Below are 17766 nucleotides of genomic sequence, written 5' to 3' on the forward strand. Positions count from 1 at the left end.
AAGACATAAAGTGCGTCGACGGAAACGGCGTCAAAATAAAAACGAAGGCATGATTATCATGACCGACAATTAGGAACTACCAGGGGACCACGTTAAGTGGCTATATAAAAATATGAGAAAATCAATTCTTAGTACGGTAGTCGTTGCTGCGCTAGCAGGCACGACGGGGGCGGCTTTCGCCTTCAATCAAAATATCTCCGGTCACACTGTTGAACAGAGAGATGCTGTAGAAGCAGCTTTCGATAAGAAAGCATTGATCAACGATTCGATTAAGGTTGGAAACGACCAAATTCGTGTCATTGTCCAATTGCAAGATGTGCCGATGGCGCAGTTCGCTCCGATTAACCCGATGATGAGAGCTGACATTGCGTCTAAAGGTCAAAAAGTAAACTTTAACTCACCCTCAGCGAAAGAATATCAAAGCTTTCTTGTAAAACAGCAACAATCGTTTATTGCTGCAGCAAAAAAAATAGACAAGCGATTTAAGGCTGACTTTACATACAGTGCAGCATTTAACGGTGTCGCAGGTATTGTAAGTAAAGAGCGCGTTGACGCTTTGATGAAACTTCCAAATGTAAAAGCAGTATATCCAGACACTATTCAGCATGCTCAAATGGATGCAAGCTTAGACATTATTAACGCTATGGATGTTTGGGAAAAAATCGGTGGGCGTGAAACAGCTGGCGCAGGTATTAAAGTCGCAATCGTAGACAGCGGTATTCGTCCTGAAAATCCACTATTTAGTGGAGAAGGGTTTGAGGCGCCTGCTGCAGATACACTACCCACAGACGATTATTGCTCAGTAGCAGAAGATTTTTGTAACAATAAGTTAATTGTTGCTCGACATGCAGTGGTACCAGAAGGTTTCTCTATTGTTCCTGAAGAGTATGATAGCCCCCTTGGCTTCAACGGACACGGTACTCACGTGGCGGGCACTGCAGTTGGTAACTATGGTGTCACTGCCGAGCGTGACGGTGCTACAGCAGAAATCTCAGGTGTCGCTCCAGCAGCTTACTTGATGGTTTACAAAGGACTTTATGCGACTCCTGCAAACCCGGCATCATCTAGCGGTTCAAACTCAATGTTGTTGTCAATGCTTGAAGCGTCATTGATGGACGGTGCAGACATTGTAAATAACTCATGGGGTGGTGGGCCGGGTGGTTCTCCTTCAGGTTCTCCGTACGCTGACGTATTCGAAGCAATGAACGACGCAGGTGTAGTTACCGTATTCGCTGCAGGTAATGATGGTCCGGGCCCACAAACAGTTGGTTGCCCTGGGTGTTCCGATGATGTTCTAACGGTCGCGGCAACAACAACTGACAGGTTGTTTGCTAACGAAGTTTCAATCGAGGGCGATGATTCAATTGGTTCAATTCCTGCTCTTCATTCAGGTGTAGTGCCAGTAACAGAACCTATTACGGCTACGGTTGTTTTTGCCGGTGAAATTGATGAAGCTAATGTAGAAGGCTGTGAGCCATTTGCGGATGGCGCATTTGATGATTCTATCGCCTTAATTAGTCGCGGTACCTGTGGTTTTGTAACAAAGATAGAGAATGCAGAATCAGCTGGTGCTACTGCAGTATTGATATATAATTCAGCAGGTAATGGTGAAGCTCCAATATTGATGGGTGGATTAAGCGACGAGCAGACAATTCCTTCATTAATGCTTCCATTTACTCCAGGTTCTGCACTTGCAGAACTGGCAGAAACCACTGATGAGCCGGTATCTATCACTATTGGCGACGAAGTAATTCGCACCACTTCTGATAGCCTTGCGGATATTATGGCTGACTTCAGCTCTAGAGGCCCGAATGGTGATCCAAGGTTCCTCAAGCCAAACCTGGCTGCTCCGGGCGTCCGTATCTTTTCAGGTGAATCACCAGATGCACCGGGTCACGTAGGAGAAAATTTCTCTTTCAAAAATGGCACATCAATGGCAGCGCCACATGTTGCCGGTGCCGCAGCTTTGATCAAGCAGATGCATCCTGATTGGTCTTCAATGCAGATAAAAAGTGCACTCGTGACTTCTTCTATTCGCGATATCGTAAAAGAAGATGCTGTAAGACCTGCAGACAATTTTGATATGGGTGCTGGTCGACTTGATGCAGAGAGAGCTAGTACAGTTGAGCTGACTTACAGTGATTTGAGCATGGTCAATGGTAATTGTTATCTGACATGTGAGATGTCAATAACAGTTACGAATACAAGTGATAGTGAAGTAAGCGTTAGCCCTACGGTAATGTTCAACGATAGTGCTATTGATGCATCTATCTCACCTGCGGATGCAACGCTACCAGCAGGAGCTTCCGCAGAAATCACTCTTTCCGTCGACGTCAGTGCAGCTGATACCAACGCATGGTCATTTGGTGGTGTTAACTGGTCTGATACTGATGAATCAACTACTGATTACTTCATTCCGGTTGCTCTATATCCAATAAGTAGTGATAACCCAGGGCTATTCTATAGCATGGTCTCACAGCAAACCGCATCAGCAGGAGATGTAGTGGAAAATTCTGCTGCGATAAGCAACCAGGCAGTCACCGGGCTTATCAGTATAAGCGGTAATATTGATGAGAAGTTTGATATAAACCCTGCGACCATATCTGCTGTGAAAAATGGTGATCAGCAACCAGTCACCTACGATGACGAAACACGCACAGTTTACTGGGAAGGGGCACTAAACACTGCATCCTTTACTATGACAGCTGATACAGTTATCGGTGATTTGTTAGCCGGATTTGGTTTGCCTAGATATACGTCTATGGCATCGCTAGGGGTTTTGCCTGTAACCTGCTCAGAGGTTTGCGACGATACATCAATCGCCATAAACATGCCTACAGTGACATATTTAGGTAAAGAGTATTCTTCAATGCAGATCTCTTCGAATGGATATGTATCTTTAGGCACTTCATCTGGTTCTACATCAACACCTTATACGCACATTCTTCCTGGTCTAGCAGAACCAAACAATGTAGTAGCACCATTCTGGGCAGACTTTGACCTTGATGGAACAAGTGATAGTGATACTGGCGCAGGTAATATCTATGCTGTCAGCCTAACTACTGGTCATTTCGTAGTCGAATGGTCAGGTGCAGAGCTTTATGGCATTCCCGGTTCCAATTACAACTTCCAGTTGTGGTTTGACTATGAGTCGGGTGAAGTTCACTACGTATATGGCGACATGGATGCAGCATCACTCGCTGACTCGCCTCTCGGCATAGTTGTTGGTGCTGAAAATGAAACTGGTGCTGTCGGCACTACGCACGCTGCTGTTACACAAAGTGAAACTATCGGTGCATTACCAGCAACTGGTGATGAATTCACCTTAACGTCTAACGCAGGTGATGATATCGAAATTAGTTTCGCTGGTGCAATTAAAGCGAGAACCGAATACATGGACGATTTGGTAACCCTAGAGGAAGACACCAGCCTGACAGCAAATGTACTTTCTAATGACATGGACTCCACGGTAATTAATACATTTACAATGGAATCTTTGTCGGGAGATTTTAGAACTTATACACCTATCATCATTGAAGCATCTGAAATAGACACAGAATCTTTGTCTGTAACTAACGAGCCTTCAAACGGTTCTGTAGTAGTAAATGAAGACGGTTCTATTACGTACACTCCAAACGCTGATTACTTCGGAGAAGATTCTTTCACTTATACAGTGATGGATGAAAATGAAGAAATTGTTGGCGAAGCAGTAGTAAATGTAATGGTAGAGGGTGTTCAAGATGCACCGGTTCTGAATATTAATGCTCCTTCATCAGTAGATGAGGGCTCTTCCTTTACTGTGACCGCTTCAGCAACAGATGCTGATGGAGATGATGTATCAATCATGATTAACGGTATTCAACAGTCAAGTTATACCGCTACGGCACCTGGTTCAGATACGGCAGATTCTGTCTCTGTCGAGGTAACAGCTACAGACGGTATCAATACGACAACTGAAACAGTTAATATTGCTGTTAACGACAAGAGCGGTGGTTCTATGGGATGGCTGGCACTATTGCTGGTTCCTGTAGCATTCCTGCGTCGTCGTAAAATGCATTAATCAGTTACCTTAAGTAACATAATCAAAAGGCCGCTTCTGCGGCCTTTTTTATTGCTCCTACCAGTATTACTTGCATTTACCCAACATCTGCCTTCTGTATAGTGAAGAAAGATTAATATGGAGACAATTATTTATGGGTAATGGGCGCTATCGCATCCCCCGTGACGGGCAAAATGACTACAGTCGTGAACAGGCTGAAACCCGGCGTACTTTTTTAAAAGAGCAAACAGGAGCAGAGCTGACGCATACCGGCAACTTTTCTATCGATCCTGAGGCTTTGCCGGGCAACATAGAAAACTTTATCGGTATTGTGCAAATGCCTGTTGGTGTAGCTGGCCCCATAGACATTGACGGCGAGCATGCCAAAGGTCGCTTCTATGTGCCGCTGGCAACCACAGAAGGTACGCTGGTGGCAAGCTACAGCCGCGGCATGCGGGTTATCAATGAGTGTGGTGGTGTAAAAACCACCGTCGTTGAACAGTTCATGCAGCGTGCACCTGCTTTTATATTTGATGATGCCAGAGCCGCAAGAGATTTTGGCGAATGGCTGGATTCCAATTTTGACGCGATCAAACAGGCCGCAGAAACCACCACATCCATTGGTAAGCTCATTCACCTTGAACAATGGTCTGTTTCTAAAACCCGTTACGTGCGTTTTAACTATACCACCGGCGACGCAGCCGGCCAGAATATGGTGGGTAAAGCCACGCTCGCAGCCTGCGAGTGGATCAAAGATAACTATCCGCACGATTGTGAGTTTCTGCTTTCAGGCAACATGGACACTGACAAAAAGCATTCACACCTGAATATGCTGCATTCCCGGGGCAAACGCGTTATCGCAGAAGTGGTTCTGAAGAAAGACATCATGAAAAAGCTCATGAAGGTCGACACCTGGATGATGGCACGCTCATCTGTTTTAGCCAATATGGGGGCAATGCTGGCAGGCGCTGCATACAATGGCCCTCACTCTGCTAATGGCATTGCCTCTCTGTTTATAGCAACCGGTCAGGATGAAGCAAATGTTGTAGAGTCACACGCAGGCTTACTTTCCCACGAGCTCCTTCCTAATGGTGATCTTTACCTGTCCGTTACCCTGCCCTCACTGATCGTCGCTACTTATGGTGGCGGTACCGGACTCCCTACACAAAAAGAATGCCTGGATTTACTTGGCTGCTATGGCAAAGGTAAAGCCAACAAGCTGGCTGAAATTGTTGCAGCTACCGTATTAGCTGGTGATATTTCACTGGCGTGCGCGGTGATTACCGGCCACTGGGTATCCAGCCACGATAAATATGGAAGAAATAAATAAATATTTTTTATCCCGGTTTAAACTTTTTTAATTTCAAACTCGACATAGCAAGAAACCAATAACAAGGAACTTGCTATGACTATTGCTGACACCAGCGGCCAGGATACCCTGCTGTCACCCAAACGATCGCCCAAACGATGGCTGCTTGCTGCTATGGTGATGGGCGTTTTTATTAGCGCTTCTTATCTTTTCCCACTCATTACCCAGTGGGGAAACTCTGAAGCCAGCGTCCCTTGGGACAGGCTTCGCGTAGCCACGGTTGAGCGTGGCAATCTCACCCGCGACCTCTCTGTTCAGGGGCGTGTTGTTGCCGCGGTCAGCCCCCGATTATATAGCCCTGCCCAGGGCACAATTACTTTCTTGGTAGACGCTGGTGATGAAGTGTCTGCCGGTCAAAACCTCGCCACCATCGACAGCCCGGAACTACAGAACGAGTTTGAGCAAGAGCAAGCCGTTCTGGATGAACTTTCCACAGAAATCGAGCGCCAGAAAATTCAGGCCAAAAAGCAGATGCTTGAAGATCAAAAAGCCATTGATATGGCTGCGGTCGCGCTGACGGCGGCCGACCGTGAAAAACGCCGCGCTGACAAGGCCTACGAGACCCGCTCTATCAGCATGATTGATTTTGAAAAAGCGCAGGACGACCTTCACAACGCCCGCCTGGTTCATCAGCATGCAGTTGAAGATGCCAGCCTCAATGCGGAGAGCCTTGAGTTTGAAATTCAGAGTAAGACTCTTCAGCGCAACCGCCAGTCCCTGAAGGTGGAGGAACTTGCGCGCCAGGTTGAAGAATTAACTCTGCGCTCGCCCGTAAGCGGAATCGTCGGCAACCTTGCCGTTGACCAGAAAAATCAAGTGGCCCGAAACCAGGCGATATTAAGTGTGGTTGATCTCACTGAGTTTGAACTAGAAATTGGGATCCCTGAAAGTTACGCCGATGACATGGCCATCGGCATGCTCGCTGAGGTCAGTGTAAACGGTCATCCCTACCCCGCTGAACTTATTACCATTTCTCCCGAAATTGAAAATAACCAGGTGACTGGTCGTGTCAGGTTCGTTTCATCTGCCAATAGCGAAACCGCTTCCAGTATCCCGGAAGGACTGCGTCAGAATCAACGACTGACCACCAGGATCCTAATGGAAAACAAAGAAAATGTACTACTTGTTCAACGCGGTCAGTTTCTGGAAAGTGGCGGTGGCCGCATCGCATACAAAGTTGAAGACAATGTTGCGCGCCGCGTCGCCATCGATACCGGTGCTCGCAGTCTCGCATCCGTTGAAATACTCTCAGGCCTGAATCAACACGACCAGATTATCGTGTCAGGTATCGATCAATTTGCCGGTGCTGAAACCGTGCTTATTACACAATAAAAAGGAACGCTCATGCTCACTATGACCAATCTGGAAAAGACCTTTCGCACCGATCTTGTAGAAACCCATGCCTTGCGGGATTTTAACCTTGAAGTGAAAGAAGGTGATTTTGTCTCGGTTACCGGTCCATCGGGCTCAGGAAAAACGACATTTCTTAACATAGCCGGGTTACTGGAGTCATATACCGGCGGTACCTATATGCTGGATGATTACAATGTTGCCACACTTAACGATAATCAACGCAGTCGGCTTCGCAATGAAAAAATTGGCTTTATCTTCCAAAGCTTTAATCTGATCCCGGATCTGAATTTATTCGACAATGTTGATGTACCTCTTCGCTATCGCGGGGTGGGAAGCGCTGAGCGTAAAAAACGTATTACTGAGAGCCTTGAAAAAGTGGGGCTGGGAAATCGGATGAAACACCTTCCCTCGCAACTGTCAGGCGGTCAGCAACAACGTGTTGCTATCGCCCGTGCTCTGGCAGGAGAACCGCGTTTCCTGTTGGCAGATGAACCCACCGGGAACCTGGACAGCCAGATGGCAAAATCGGTCATGACGCTGCTAAAAGAAATTAATTTACAGGGTACCACCATCATTATGGTGACTCACGATCCTGAACTGGCCAGGCAGACCTCACGAAATGTGTTCGTGAAAGACGGAAAAATCTGTGATGCCGCAGAGGTTCACACCATGCCACTGGCATCTAATCAATAGGAATTCTGACCATGTTCTCCTATTACCTGAAATTATCGCTTAAAAGTATCCGCAAAAATCCTTACCTTAGCGGTCTGATGATGATTGCGATTGCACTGGGGATTGGCGCCAGTATGACAACAATTACGGTTAACTACCTGATGTCATCCAATCCGATCCCGCACAAAAGCGAACAGCTTTATTATGTGCAACTGGATAGCTGGAGCCCCCATTTTCCAGCAGAAGAGCCTAACGAGCCGCCTGATCAGATGACCTGGCGTGATGCCAACAACCTCATGGACGCCCAACAGGCATATCGACAGACGGCCATGGCAAGCTCAGGCGCTGTCATCGAACCGCCTGACCGTGATAACAAACCGTTTATGGCATCGCTGCGACTGAACTTTTCCGACTTTTTCCCTATGTTTGATGCGCCATTTTTATACGGCCGGGCGTGGGAATACGCCGATGATAAGGCAGGCAACTATGTCGCCGTCATCAGTAAAGAAATAAACGATCGCGTGTTTGGCGGTGAGAACTCAGTGGGACGCCCAATTACCATTGCCGGTCAGCAGTTTACTGTCACCGGCGTGCTGGACGACTGGGTGCTGGTTCCCCGCTTTTATGATGTGACCACTGGTGCGTTTAAAGGAACCGAGGATGTTTATATTCCTTTCGCGATGAAAGAACTTATGCAGCTTCCTAACGGTGGCAATACCAATTGCTGGAAATCACCTGAAGGAGAAGGCTTTGAGGCGTTTCTGCAGTCTGAATGCGTAAATTACCAGATGTGGGTAGAGTTACCTACTCAGGCTGATAAAAACGCTTACATGGCATTTCTTAACGCGTATGTCGAAGAGCAAAAAGCATTGGGCCGCTTTCCACGACCGCTTAACAACCGGTTGTCAGATGTGATGACCTGGATGGAAAACCAGGAAGTCGTGGCCGATGACGCGCAAATGATGATGTGGATGGCTTTTCTGTTTCTACTGGTTTGCTTGTTAAACACTATTGGATTGCTGCTATCAAAATTTGCCACCAGAACGGGTGACATTTCTCTTCGTCGAGCCATCGGCGCCACGCGCTCTGCCATTTTCTCTCAGTACATCATCGAATCAGCACTCATCGGTGTTATTGGAGGCTTGCTGGGACTTGGTCTGGCGCTGCTGGGGCTGCAGGGCATTAAACAGCTCTATGGCAGCTTTGTCAGTGATCTTGTTGAGCTTGACCTGACCATGGTCATGCTGGCAATTGCGCTGTCGATAGTCGCGTCGATTCTCGCCGGCTGCTATCCGGCATGGCGTGCTTGCAGTGTTCCGCCTGCCAGCAACCTGAAAACACAATAAGGATTATAATTATGAGTCGCTGGGAACTAGGCCCGATTCTGCGGGCCATGACAAGAAACAAGGTCGGCGCAATTCTTATTGCGCTGCAAATCGCAGTCACGATGACGATTATTGTAAACGCGGCCTACATTATTGTTGAACGCCACAATATGATGCAACGTGACAGTGGGTTAGATGAACCAAACAGTTTTTATCTCACTTCGACGGGCTTTGGCGCTGATTTTAAACCGAAGCGCGTGATCACCGAAGACCTGGACTTGATCAGAAGGACGCCTGGGGTTATTGATGCCATTCAGATTAATGCGATCCCGATATCCGGTGGCGGTTGGTCAATGAGTCTCACAACAGAAACCGGAGACGACGCAGATGATGTCAATACCGCAAATTACATGACCGATGAGCACGGAAGTAACGCGCTCGATTTCGACATTATCGCAGGTAGTGATTTTGTCGCCAGCGATGTTCGCTGGCGTGAGCGAAACCAGACTGACTGGCCCGACAAAGCGTTAGTTACCAAAGCTCTGGCTGAAAGCCTCTTTCCTGAAAGCCCGTGGCAGGAATCGGTAGGTAAAACGGTATACATAGCAGAAGATGAGCCCGTCATAATCACCGGAATCATTGATAAATTGCAGGCCCCCTGGATTGGCTGGAATAATTTAGAACACGCCATGATCACCCCTGAATATCTGGTCAGTGAATCAACCCGCTATTTCATTCGAACCGAGCCAGGTCAGCGCGACCGACTAATGGCAGAGCTGGAATCTACGCTGGCAGATAAATATCCAAACCGGATTATCAGAGATGTCACCACGCTTACCGACACCAGAGAGCGCAGTTACCGCCAGCATAGTGCGATGATTACTATTCTGACAACGGTAGTGTTTTTACTGACACTGGTAACGGCGGTTGGCATAGTGGGTCTGACCAGCTTCAATGTAAACCGTCGTAAAAAACAAATTGGCACTCGCAGAGCGCTTGGGGCAACGCAAGGCGCGATAATTCGCTATTTTATGCTGGAGAACATGCTGATTAGCGCAGGCGGACTGATGCTGGGTGTAGTGCTAACCATCGCCCTGAATATGGCACTCATAGAGTGGTTTTCTATTACTGCACTGGACTGGTTTTACATTCCCATAGGAATTGTAGTGTTGTGGGTTGTGGGTCAGCTGGCAGTTTTGGGGCCTGCGCTACGGGCATCCCGTGTACCGCCGGCAATTGCGACACGCACTGTCTGAGCGATAAACAGCTACGCGCCCCCGGATGCAAGACACAGCCGGGGGCTTTCCCATTCAACCGATAATCGCCACTTTACCTACCTATCTGCGTCAATAACAAAACTTTCACCGACCTGATTGTGGGTGGAAGGCTTATCGATTGGCTTGACAACAAAACTATGACGAAGTTTGGGTTCAAGCAACGATAGTAAAGCATCGGTATTTGTTAAAGAATCATCCAGCCACTTATCGATACTCCCGTCCCTGAAGGAGAGCATCAGCGGACTGGCTTTTCGGTGAATTGCTTCCAGTTTTGGGTGCGGCGGAACTGTCACCACAGAGCAGGAAATCTCATAAAACACACAACCGTCAGGTCGAGTTCCTTTCCACCATCGATAAAGTCCGCCCATCGCCAATGGGTTGGCATCGTCAGCGGCAATCAGATCGTGGTATTTGGCATCGCTGCCGCTGCCCAGTGTTTCACCAAAGCCAGTAGCTGGAATGATGCAGCGTTGCTGTCGAAAAGCCTGATAGCCCGCGCTGCCTCTTTTAGTTAGTTTATCGTATCGCGTGTTAAACGATGTATATTTGGAAGGCTTAAATATACTACCTTGCGACCCCTTCTGACTGTCGAGCAACAACCACCAGATTGCGTTATGTATTTGTGCCATACCATCACGTTTTAACACCACAGATACACGATCCGTGGCTCTGATAAACCGTCTATGTATCATCCCCTCTTCCGGCCACAGACTGATATCCAGCTGCTCGCACAGCGCTCTTACGCCTGAAGAATCGGTTACATTTAGCCTGCCACACATCGACTTTCTCCCTGACCTAGCATCCAGTGAAACCTGACTGCATCGGATCGAAACCGGTATTAAAACCACTGTCACTTATTACATAATATTAAGTAATAGTTAATGAATTTCACATCATTACATGGCAAGGTGAAAGCAAGAGAGAGGTGATCGCCCCCAAATCTAGCGTAATGTCAGGGATATTTTGTGAGCTCATCTGAGGTAGAACTGGTAACCATCATCGCCTTCATTGCGGGCCTGGCAGCCTGTACGTGGGCGCTGATGGCGCATCCGTTACAGCTGTATCGCAGTGCCAGTCTGCGGTTCTCGGTAACCAACATTTTACTGGTTATTGCGCTGCTGCTCAGTTCATGGAGAGCAGATTCTACTTCTGTCAGTTTATGGCTTCTCACCGATATGGCTTTTCTGGCGGCCCTGATCACCTACAAGTTCGCGATCGCTCAGTTATTCAAAACCAGTTATCAACCCAGACTCACTGCTGCAGCAATGATTATTGCGTTAATCACATTGCTGGCTAGCTTTTTTGTAAATGCTGACGCGCTTTACTTCAGCGCAATTATTTATGCTCTGGCGGCCGTATCTCTATTCAGTACAGCCAAAATAAAGTACGAGGCGTTGTTTGAGGAATTCTCGCCTGTCATTGCCCGGCTCTTCTGCATTCCGGATACCGTGCTTTCTGGTTTGCTATACGTGAAAGTGCTGTCATTTACTTTTATCCCGCATGTCGTCGCTGATTACTTGTTTACCGAACAATACAGCAGCGAGCCGTTTCTCTGGGCGTACTTGTGCCTGGTGCTGCTTCTCAATATTACGGCAATGGCCACCACGATCACTCGCTTGATTCTGAAAATGAAGTTTTTGGCGCACCGGGACCAACTTACCGGACTACTTAACCGTCGAGCAATGCAATTGACGATCAATGATTTATGGGCAGCACATATCAAAGAGCAAAAGGAGTTTTGTGTGCTGATGGTCGACATTGATTATTTTAAAAACGTGAATGACAAGTATGGTCATCACACAGGAGATATCGCGATCAGACACATCGCGACACAACTGTGTGAAAGCACTCGGGAAACCGATGCCTGTGGCCGCTTTGGTGGAGAGGAATTTCTCATCGCGCTTCCCGACACCGGCCTTGATGAGGGCAGACGCGTCGCAGAGAAACTCCTCACGGCCTGCTCGCAAGTTCCCTGGAGCGAAGGAAAAGAGCAACTTACCGTTAGTGTCGGTGCCGCCGCTGCTTGCCAGGCTGCCTCTTGCGATAAACTGGTTACCCTTGCCGACCGGGCACTTTACCGGGCGAAATCATCAGGGCGAAACTGTGCAATAGCCTACGGTGAGCACATTGATTATTCACTGGCATCTTCGTCCTCTAGCTGACCGGCAACGGAATCAGGCAGTGATTTGCTTGGTTGCACGCCAAGCGTTCTGAACTGCTCAATCTGACGAACGAGATTTCCTCTCCCCTGACTGAGTTTGTTGAATGCCCCTTCATAGTGCTTTTGCGTGGTGTCCAGCGACTTACCGATTTTTTCCATGTCGCCAACAAAACCACTGAATTTATCGTACAGCTTGGCAGCATGTTGCGCGATTTTCTGAGCGTTCTGATTCTGATATTCGTACTGCCAGATATTGTTAATTGTTCGAAGCGCAACCAAAAGATTAGTCGGGCTAACCAGCATAATATTGTGATTCAGTGCCAGCGTTACCAGGTCAGGATCTTCCTCTATCGCCAGCAGAAATGCCGGCTCTACCGGAATGAACATCAGGACATAATCCAGTGTTCTGAGACCTTTCAGTTCCTGATAGTCTTTAGCGCCCAGCCCTTTTATGTGACCTCGCAGTGACGCTACATGCTCTTTCAGATGTTGTCTTCGCTGATCGTCATCATCTGTATTAAAAAAACGTTCATAAGCGGCCAGGCTTACTTTACTGTCGATAATCACGTCTTTGTCATTAGGAAGATGAACAACGATATCCGGCTGCTGCAACTTGCCTTCATCGGAGCGCAGCGATACCTGTGAGTCAAATTCGTGCCCTTCACGCAAACCAGACTCTTTCAATATCCGCTCAAGAACCACTTCTCCCCAATTGCCCTGCTTCTTATTATCGCCTTTCAGGGCCATGGTAAGTGCATTCGCTTCCTCAGTGATCCGTTGATTCAGCTCTTTAAGTCCCAGGATCTCTGTTTTAAGGGATGCTCGTTCCTGACCCTCTTTCACATACTGATCGCTAATTTGTCGTTTAAAGGTCTCTATCTGTTCTTTCAGCGGAGTAAGTATCGATTCCAGGCCGGTTTTACTCTGTTTTGAGAAGTTTTCACTTTTGGTCTCGAAGATTTTGTTGGCCAGGTTTTCGAACTGGGTTTGCAGTCGCTGCTCGGCGGCTTCCATTAACGCCAGCTTTTCGTCATGTGACTTCTGTACTTCCGCCATACTTGCAGACTGCGCATCATAGCGAGCACGCAAATCAGAAAAAGAGGACTGTAAGGCTTTATACTCGTCCAACTGGACTCGATAGTCCTGCTGTAATTCCCGTAGCTGATTCGCTTTTTGCGTCAGTTCGCCCAACTGGTTTTGCATTGTCATCAGTTCGCGATGTTGTTGAGAGATTTCTTCGCTCTTTAATGCTAACTGACTTTCCTGCGTATCATTGCGCGCAACCATGCGTCCGAGTTCTTCAGTAGTTTCCGCCAGTTCAGCTTCCAGCGCCTGATGCTTCTTCTTCATTGACGATGAAACCGCAATGTAACTGGCAATCGCGCCCACAGCCAGACCCGCAACTGCGATGGCTATCTGAATCTCATCAAACTGCAGCATGTTTTACAATTGTCCTTTTATTCATTTGTTTAGGCGTTAATGCGGTAGCATAACGCTGAAAGCCGCGAAACGGTAAGAGTAACGGTTATTATTCTGGCAAATACACCTGCTTAAAAAATAAAAAAACGGGTACTCACAGGTACCCGTTCAGGTGAACCGGATGGAAATTTACTTAGATAGTTCGCTATCCAGTTCGGCAATTTTTGCCTTCCAGACCGCAGGGCCGGTTTCGTGCGCATTCGCCCCGGAGCTGTCGACTGCAACCGTCACAGGCATGTCTTCCACTTCAAACTCGTAAATGGCTTCCATACCCAGATCTTCAAATGCCACTACCCGCGCTTTTTTGATGGCTTTGGATACCAGATATGCGGCACCACCGACTGCCATCAGGTAGACCGACTGATGTTTTGCAATAGATTTCACCGTTGCCGGGCCACGTTCCGCTTTACCAATCATGCCTATGAGACCGGTTTTTTCCAGCATCATATCGGTAAACTTATCCATGCGAGTGGCGGTAGTCGGGCCAGCAGGTCCCACAACTTCATCACCCACAGCATCTACTGGTCCAACGTAATAGATAAAGCGATTGGTCAAATCCACACCGTCTGGCAGTCCTTCACCGTTTTCCATCATGGTTTGAATACGCTTGTGCGCTGCATCGCGCCCGGTAAGCATTTTACCCGAAAGCAATACGGTTTCGCCGACCTTCCACTCCTGGATGTCTTCTTTAGTAACATTATCAAGGTTTACACGGCGTGTGCTCTCACCCACTTCCCACGTCACTTCCGGCCACTCCTCCAGCTTGGGTGCTTTTAACTCAGCCGGGCCTGAACCGTCGAGGAAAAAGTGCGCATGTCGGGTTGCCGCACAGTTAGGGATCATTGCCACTGGCTTAGATGCCGCATGCGTCGGCATGGATTTAATTTTTACGTCAACCACCGTGGTCAGGCCACCTAAGCCCTGAGCGCCAATGCCAAGCTTGTTCACGCGATCGAATATTTCCAGACGCAGCTTTTCATCGGTAGTTTCGGCGCCACGATCCATCAACTCCTGAATATCAACCGGATCCATCAAAGACTCTTTTGCAAGCACAGCGGCTTTTTCAGCAGTACCACCGATGCCTATTCCAAGCATCCCCGGTGGACACCAGCCTGCGCCCATTGTAGGTAAGGTTTTCACTACCCATTCTGCAATGTCATCGCTGGGATTGAGCATCACCATTTTTGATTTATTTTCAGAGCCACCGCCTTTGGCTGCAATCATCACTTCAATTTTGTCACCGGCAACCATGTCCAGATGCACGACAGCAGGCGTATTATCTTTGGTGTTAGTGCGCGCACCGGCAGGATCGGCAACGATAGAAGCGCGCAGCGGGTTATCACTGTTGGTGTAGGCACGACGTGTACCTTCATCCACCATTTCCTGCACCGTCATATCAGTTTTATCCCAACTCACGCCCATACCGACTTTAACGAAACACGTCACAATGCCCGTGTCCTGACACAACGGTCGCTTGCCCTCAGCAGACATACGGGAATTGATAAGAATTTGTGCCATGGCATCTTTCGCAGCCTGGCTCTGTTCTTTCTCGTAGGCCTTTTCTACGGCTTTTACGTAATCTAAAGGGTGATAGTAAGAAATAAACTGCAGGGCATCTTCTATACTGTCAATGAAGTCCTGTTGACGGATAACGGTCATAGCATCCTCTTTTAATAGGCTTATCGTGGTCTTGGCTGAGTGTATCGCTCTTTACCGTGAATTGGTGTTCATTTTCCGTGGTATGACACTGTGCGACACGCATTGTCTTTACTGCCCCATTGAAAAGGCAACAACGCTGCAAAACGCACAGCAAAGGTCGACACACCCAGGATAAAAAAGCGTATACTAGCGCAACTGAACGATACGCACCAAGGAAATCCGATAAGACTTTGGTGGCGCACATAAAGTCACGGCCCGGGCCTGTTGCCCTGAAAAGAGTATTTGTTGTAACGTCATGTCTGAAAGAAACACTATGTCCGCCTCGCCCACAATCATTATTTCACCGGTATCTTTTAATTGCCCGACAACCCTGGTGGACCTATTTGATAATATCGCCGATGCTCCCTGGTCACTGCTTTTCGACACTGCTGGCAGTAGCGCTAGCAATGGCCGATACAATATTATGATGTGGTCGCCCCTACTCAGCTGTGTGTCTGAAAAAGGAGTAGTGTCGATCACCGATCACCAACGCGGGCTCCGGCAAAAAACTCATGCGCTTCCTTTTGAGTGCGTTAAACAACAATTTGAGGCGATATTCGCCAACGCCCGATTAGCGAAAGATAGCAGACAGTATTCACATCTTCCTTTTATCGCAGGTGTTGCCGGTCTCGCAGGCTATGATCTTGGACGTAGTTACGAGCAACTTCCGGACAATGCAATCAATGATTATGTCTGCCCGGATATGGCCGTCGGCGTCTATCCGCAGTCGTTAATTGAAGATACGCATTCCGGAATTATTTACCACTGCCGGTTGTCGGGGATCCCTGAGTTTTCAGGTTTTGAACCTGTAACGCACGTTCCTTTCGTCCTTACCTCAGACTGGCAATCGAACTTATCACAACCGCAGTACACACAAGCGCTGGACAAAATTCATGAGTATCTGTGTGCCGGCGACTGTTATCAGGTTAACATGGCGCAGCGTTTCAGCGCGGGTTACCAGGGCAGTGAGTGGAACGCGTTTTTACATTTACGCAAGCAGAATCAAGCGCCTTTCTCTGCTTATATGAAACTTGAGAAAAGTGCCATTATCAGTATTTCACCAGAGCGTTTTTTATCAGTTAAAGGCGGCCACGTTGAAACAAAACCGATAAAAGGTACCCGCCCACGCAGTGCTGATAGCACTGAGGATAAAGCAAGCGCAGATGCATTGCTTGCATCGGAAAAAGACCGTGCAGAAAACCTGATGATCGTGGATTTACTCAGAAACGATCTCAGCAAGCATTGTCAGCCTGGTTCTGTGGATGTTCCTCACCTGTTTGCCCTGGAGTCTTATGCCGCAGTGCACCACATGGTAAGTACGGTCGTAGGAAAGCTTAATGATAACGCATCACCACTCGATTTACTGGCCGGGGCCTTCCCGGGTGGCTCAATAACCGGTGCGCCCAAAGTCCGGGCAATGGAAATCATTGATGAACTGGAGCCACATTGTCGGAACATCTATTGCGGCAGTATGCTATATATGGGCTTCAGGCAGGATATGGACTCCAGCATCTGCATTCGGACACTGCTGGCAGAGCAAGGTCACATTCACTGTTGGGCTGGTGGGGGAATTGTTCTGGATTCTGATGCACAAGAGGAATATCAGGAAACCCTTGATAAAGTTGCTCGAATATTACCGGAGCTAAGTAAGTTACGTGACTAAAGCGGAATTTCTCAGACAATTTCATCATGCTCGTACAGTATGGCAGGAGCAGGATTATCCCTTGCGCGTAAAGGGTCGTCCCGCTGCGGTATTGATCCCGTTAATCGATTACGGTGATAGTCTGAGTGTACTATTAACAGAGAGAGCCCATCACTTAAAACACCACCCAGGGCAAATCAGCTTTCCTGGCGGTGGAGTAGAAAGCCAGGACGCCGGGGTCATCGACGCGGCATTGCGGGAAGCAGAAGAAGAAGTCGGGCTGCCGGGGGATCACGCCACCATTGTCGGCTCACTGCCCGATTACCGAACTATCAGCGGCTATACCATTACGCCGGTAGTAGGGTTCATCAAACCGGGCTTCACCGTAATCAGGGATCCAAACGAAGTGGAAAGTGTGTTTGAGGTGCCTCTCAAGCACGTGCTCGACCGAAAGAATCATCTTATCCACCATACGCACCGAAATAATCAAACCTTTCCTATTTACTTTATCCCCTGGCAGGACAAAATGATTTGGGGAGCAACGGCCGCCATTATCAGAAACCTGTCCCATCATATTCACCCCTGATATCTGAAGCTGGCATGTCTGTGAGGCGGCATCAGACAATAACAACAGCGACAAGGCGAGTGCGTATTCAGATTGACCGCTGGCTGGCAATGGTATCCTCTTGCTCTGGCCCTGCGTCGGGTCAGCTACCTGTACAGATGATGAAATAACGCTAGCGCCAAGAGA

At 48.1% G+C, this 17766-nt stretch carries 12 protein-coding genes; 9 read left to right on the forward strand and 3 right to left on the reverse strand.

What is annotated here, in order from left to right; genetic code table 11:
- Positions 1-112: 112 nt before the first annotated feature.
- The 6 genes from ACLBLI_RS10125 (at position 113) to ACLBLI_RS10150 (ending at position 10014) form a co-directional block, all read left to right on the forward strand.
- The gene (locus tag ACLBLI_RS10125) at positions 113-4060 is read left to right on the forward strand and encodes a S8 family serine peptidase (RefSeq protein ID WP_414827502.1); all 3948 of its coding nucleotides are present in this window, start codon (positions 113-115) and stop codon (positions 4058-4060) included.
- A gap of 133 nt (positions 4061-4193) precedes the next feature.
- Positions 4194-5369, forward strand: a complete 1176-nt coding sequence (locus ACLBLI_RS10130) for a hydroxymethylglutaryl-CoA reductase (protein WP_414827503.1) — start codon at positions 4194-4196, stop codon at positions 5367-5369.
- Positions 5370-5444: 75 nt separating this feature from the next.
- On the forward strand, positions 5445-6740 hold the full coding sequence (locus ACLBLI_RS10135) for an efflux RND transporter periplasmic adaptor subunit (RefSeq protein WP_414827504.1): 1296 nt from the start codon (positions 5445-5447) through the stop codon (positions 6738-6740).
- A 12-nt stretch (positions 6741-6752) separates the two neighbouring features.
- On the forward strand, positions 6753-7454 hold the full coding sequence (locus ACLBLI_RS10140; RefSeq protein WP_414827505.1) for an ABC transporter ATP-binding protein: 702 nt from the start codon (positions 6753-6755) through the stop codon (positions 7452-7454).
- Positions 7455-7465: 11 nt separating this feature from the next.
- Positions 7466-8779 carry an ABC transporter permease gene (locus ACLBLI_RS10145; protein ID WP_414827506.1) on the forward strand — a complete coding sequence of 438 codons (1314 nt, stop codon included), beginning with the start codon at positions 7466-7468 and terminating at the stop codon, positions 8777-8779.
- Positions 8780-8790: 11 nt separating this feature from the next.
- Entirely contained in the window at positions 8791-10014 is a 1224-nt protein-coding gene (locus ACLBLI_RS10150; RefSeq protein ID WP_414827507.1) for an ABC transporter permease, read from the forward strand.
- 77 nt (positions 10015-10091) lie between these two features.
- Here ACLBLI_RS10150 and ACLBLI_RS10155 read toward each other — a convergent pair whose 3' ends face one another.
- Complete coding sequence (locus ACLBLI_RS10155) at positions 10092-10814, reverse strand: SOS response-associated peptidase family protein (protein WP_414827508.1); 723 nt, start codon at positions 10812-10814, stop codon at positions 10092-10094.
- A 186-nt stretch (positions 10815-11000) separates the two neighbouring features.
- On the opposite strand from ACLBLI_RS10155, the gene ACLBLI_RS10160 reads away from it, so the two are divergent.
- Positions 11001-12197 carry a diguanylate cyclase gene (locus ACLBLI_RS10160; RefSeq protein WP_414827509.1) on the forward strand — a complete coding sequence of 399 codons (1197 nt, stop codon included), beginning with the start codon at positions 11001-11003 and terminating at the stop codon, positions 12195-12197.
- Here the strand turns inward: ACLBLI_RS10160 and rmuC are convergent.
- Both rmuC and ACLBLI_RS10170 read right to left on the reverse strand, forming a co-directional pair.
- The gene (gene rmuC, locus ACLBLI_RS10165) at positions 12167-13636 is read right to left on the reverse strand and encodes a DNA recombination protein RmuC (RefSeq protein WP_414827510.1); all 1470 of its coding nucleotides are present in this window, start codon (positions 13634-13636) and stop codon (positions 12167-12169) included. The two genes, ACLBLI_RS10160 and rmuC, sit on opposite strands and share 31 nt — an antisense overlap.
- 168 nt (positions 13637-13804) lie before the next feature.
- Positions 13805-15334 carry a fumarate hydratase gene (locus ACLBLI_RS10170; RefSeq protein WP_414827511.1) on the reverse strand — a complete coding sequence of 510 codons (1530 nt, stop codon included), beginning with the start codon at positions 15332-15334 and terminating at the stop codon, positions 13805-13807.
- A 313-nt stretch (positions 15335-15647) separates the two neighbouring features.
- On the opposite strand from ACLBLI_RS10170, the gene pabB reads away from it, so the two are divergent.
- Both pabB and ACLBLI_RS10180 read left to right on the forward strand, forming a co-directional pair.
- A complete protein-coding gene (gene pabB, locus ACLBLI_RS10175) occupies positions 15648-17036 on the forward strand; it encodes an aminodeoxychorismate synthase component I (RefSeq protein WP_414827512.1) in 1389 nt (462 codons plus the stop codon).
- Entirely contained in the window at positions 17029-17601 is a 573-nt protein-coding gene (locus ACLBLI_RS10180) for a CoA pyrophosphatase (protein WP_414827513.1), read from the forward strand. The genes pabB and ACLBLI_RS10180 overlap by 8 nt, the downstream gene beginning before the upstream one ends.
- The last annotated feature ends 165 nt before the right edge of the window (positions 17602-17766 follow it).

Source organism: Alteromonas sp. H39, assembly GCF_047556435.1.
Classification (GTDB): domain Bacteria; phylum Pseudomonadota; class Gammaproteobacteria; order Enterobacterales; family Alteromonadaceae; genus Alteromonas.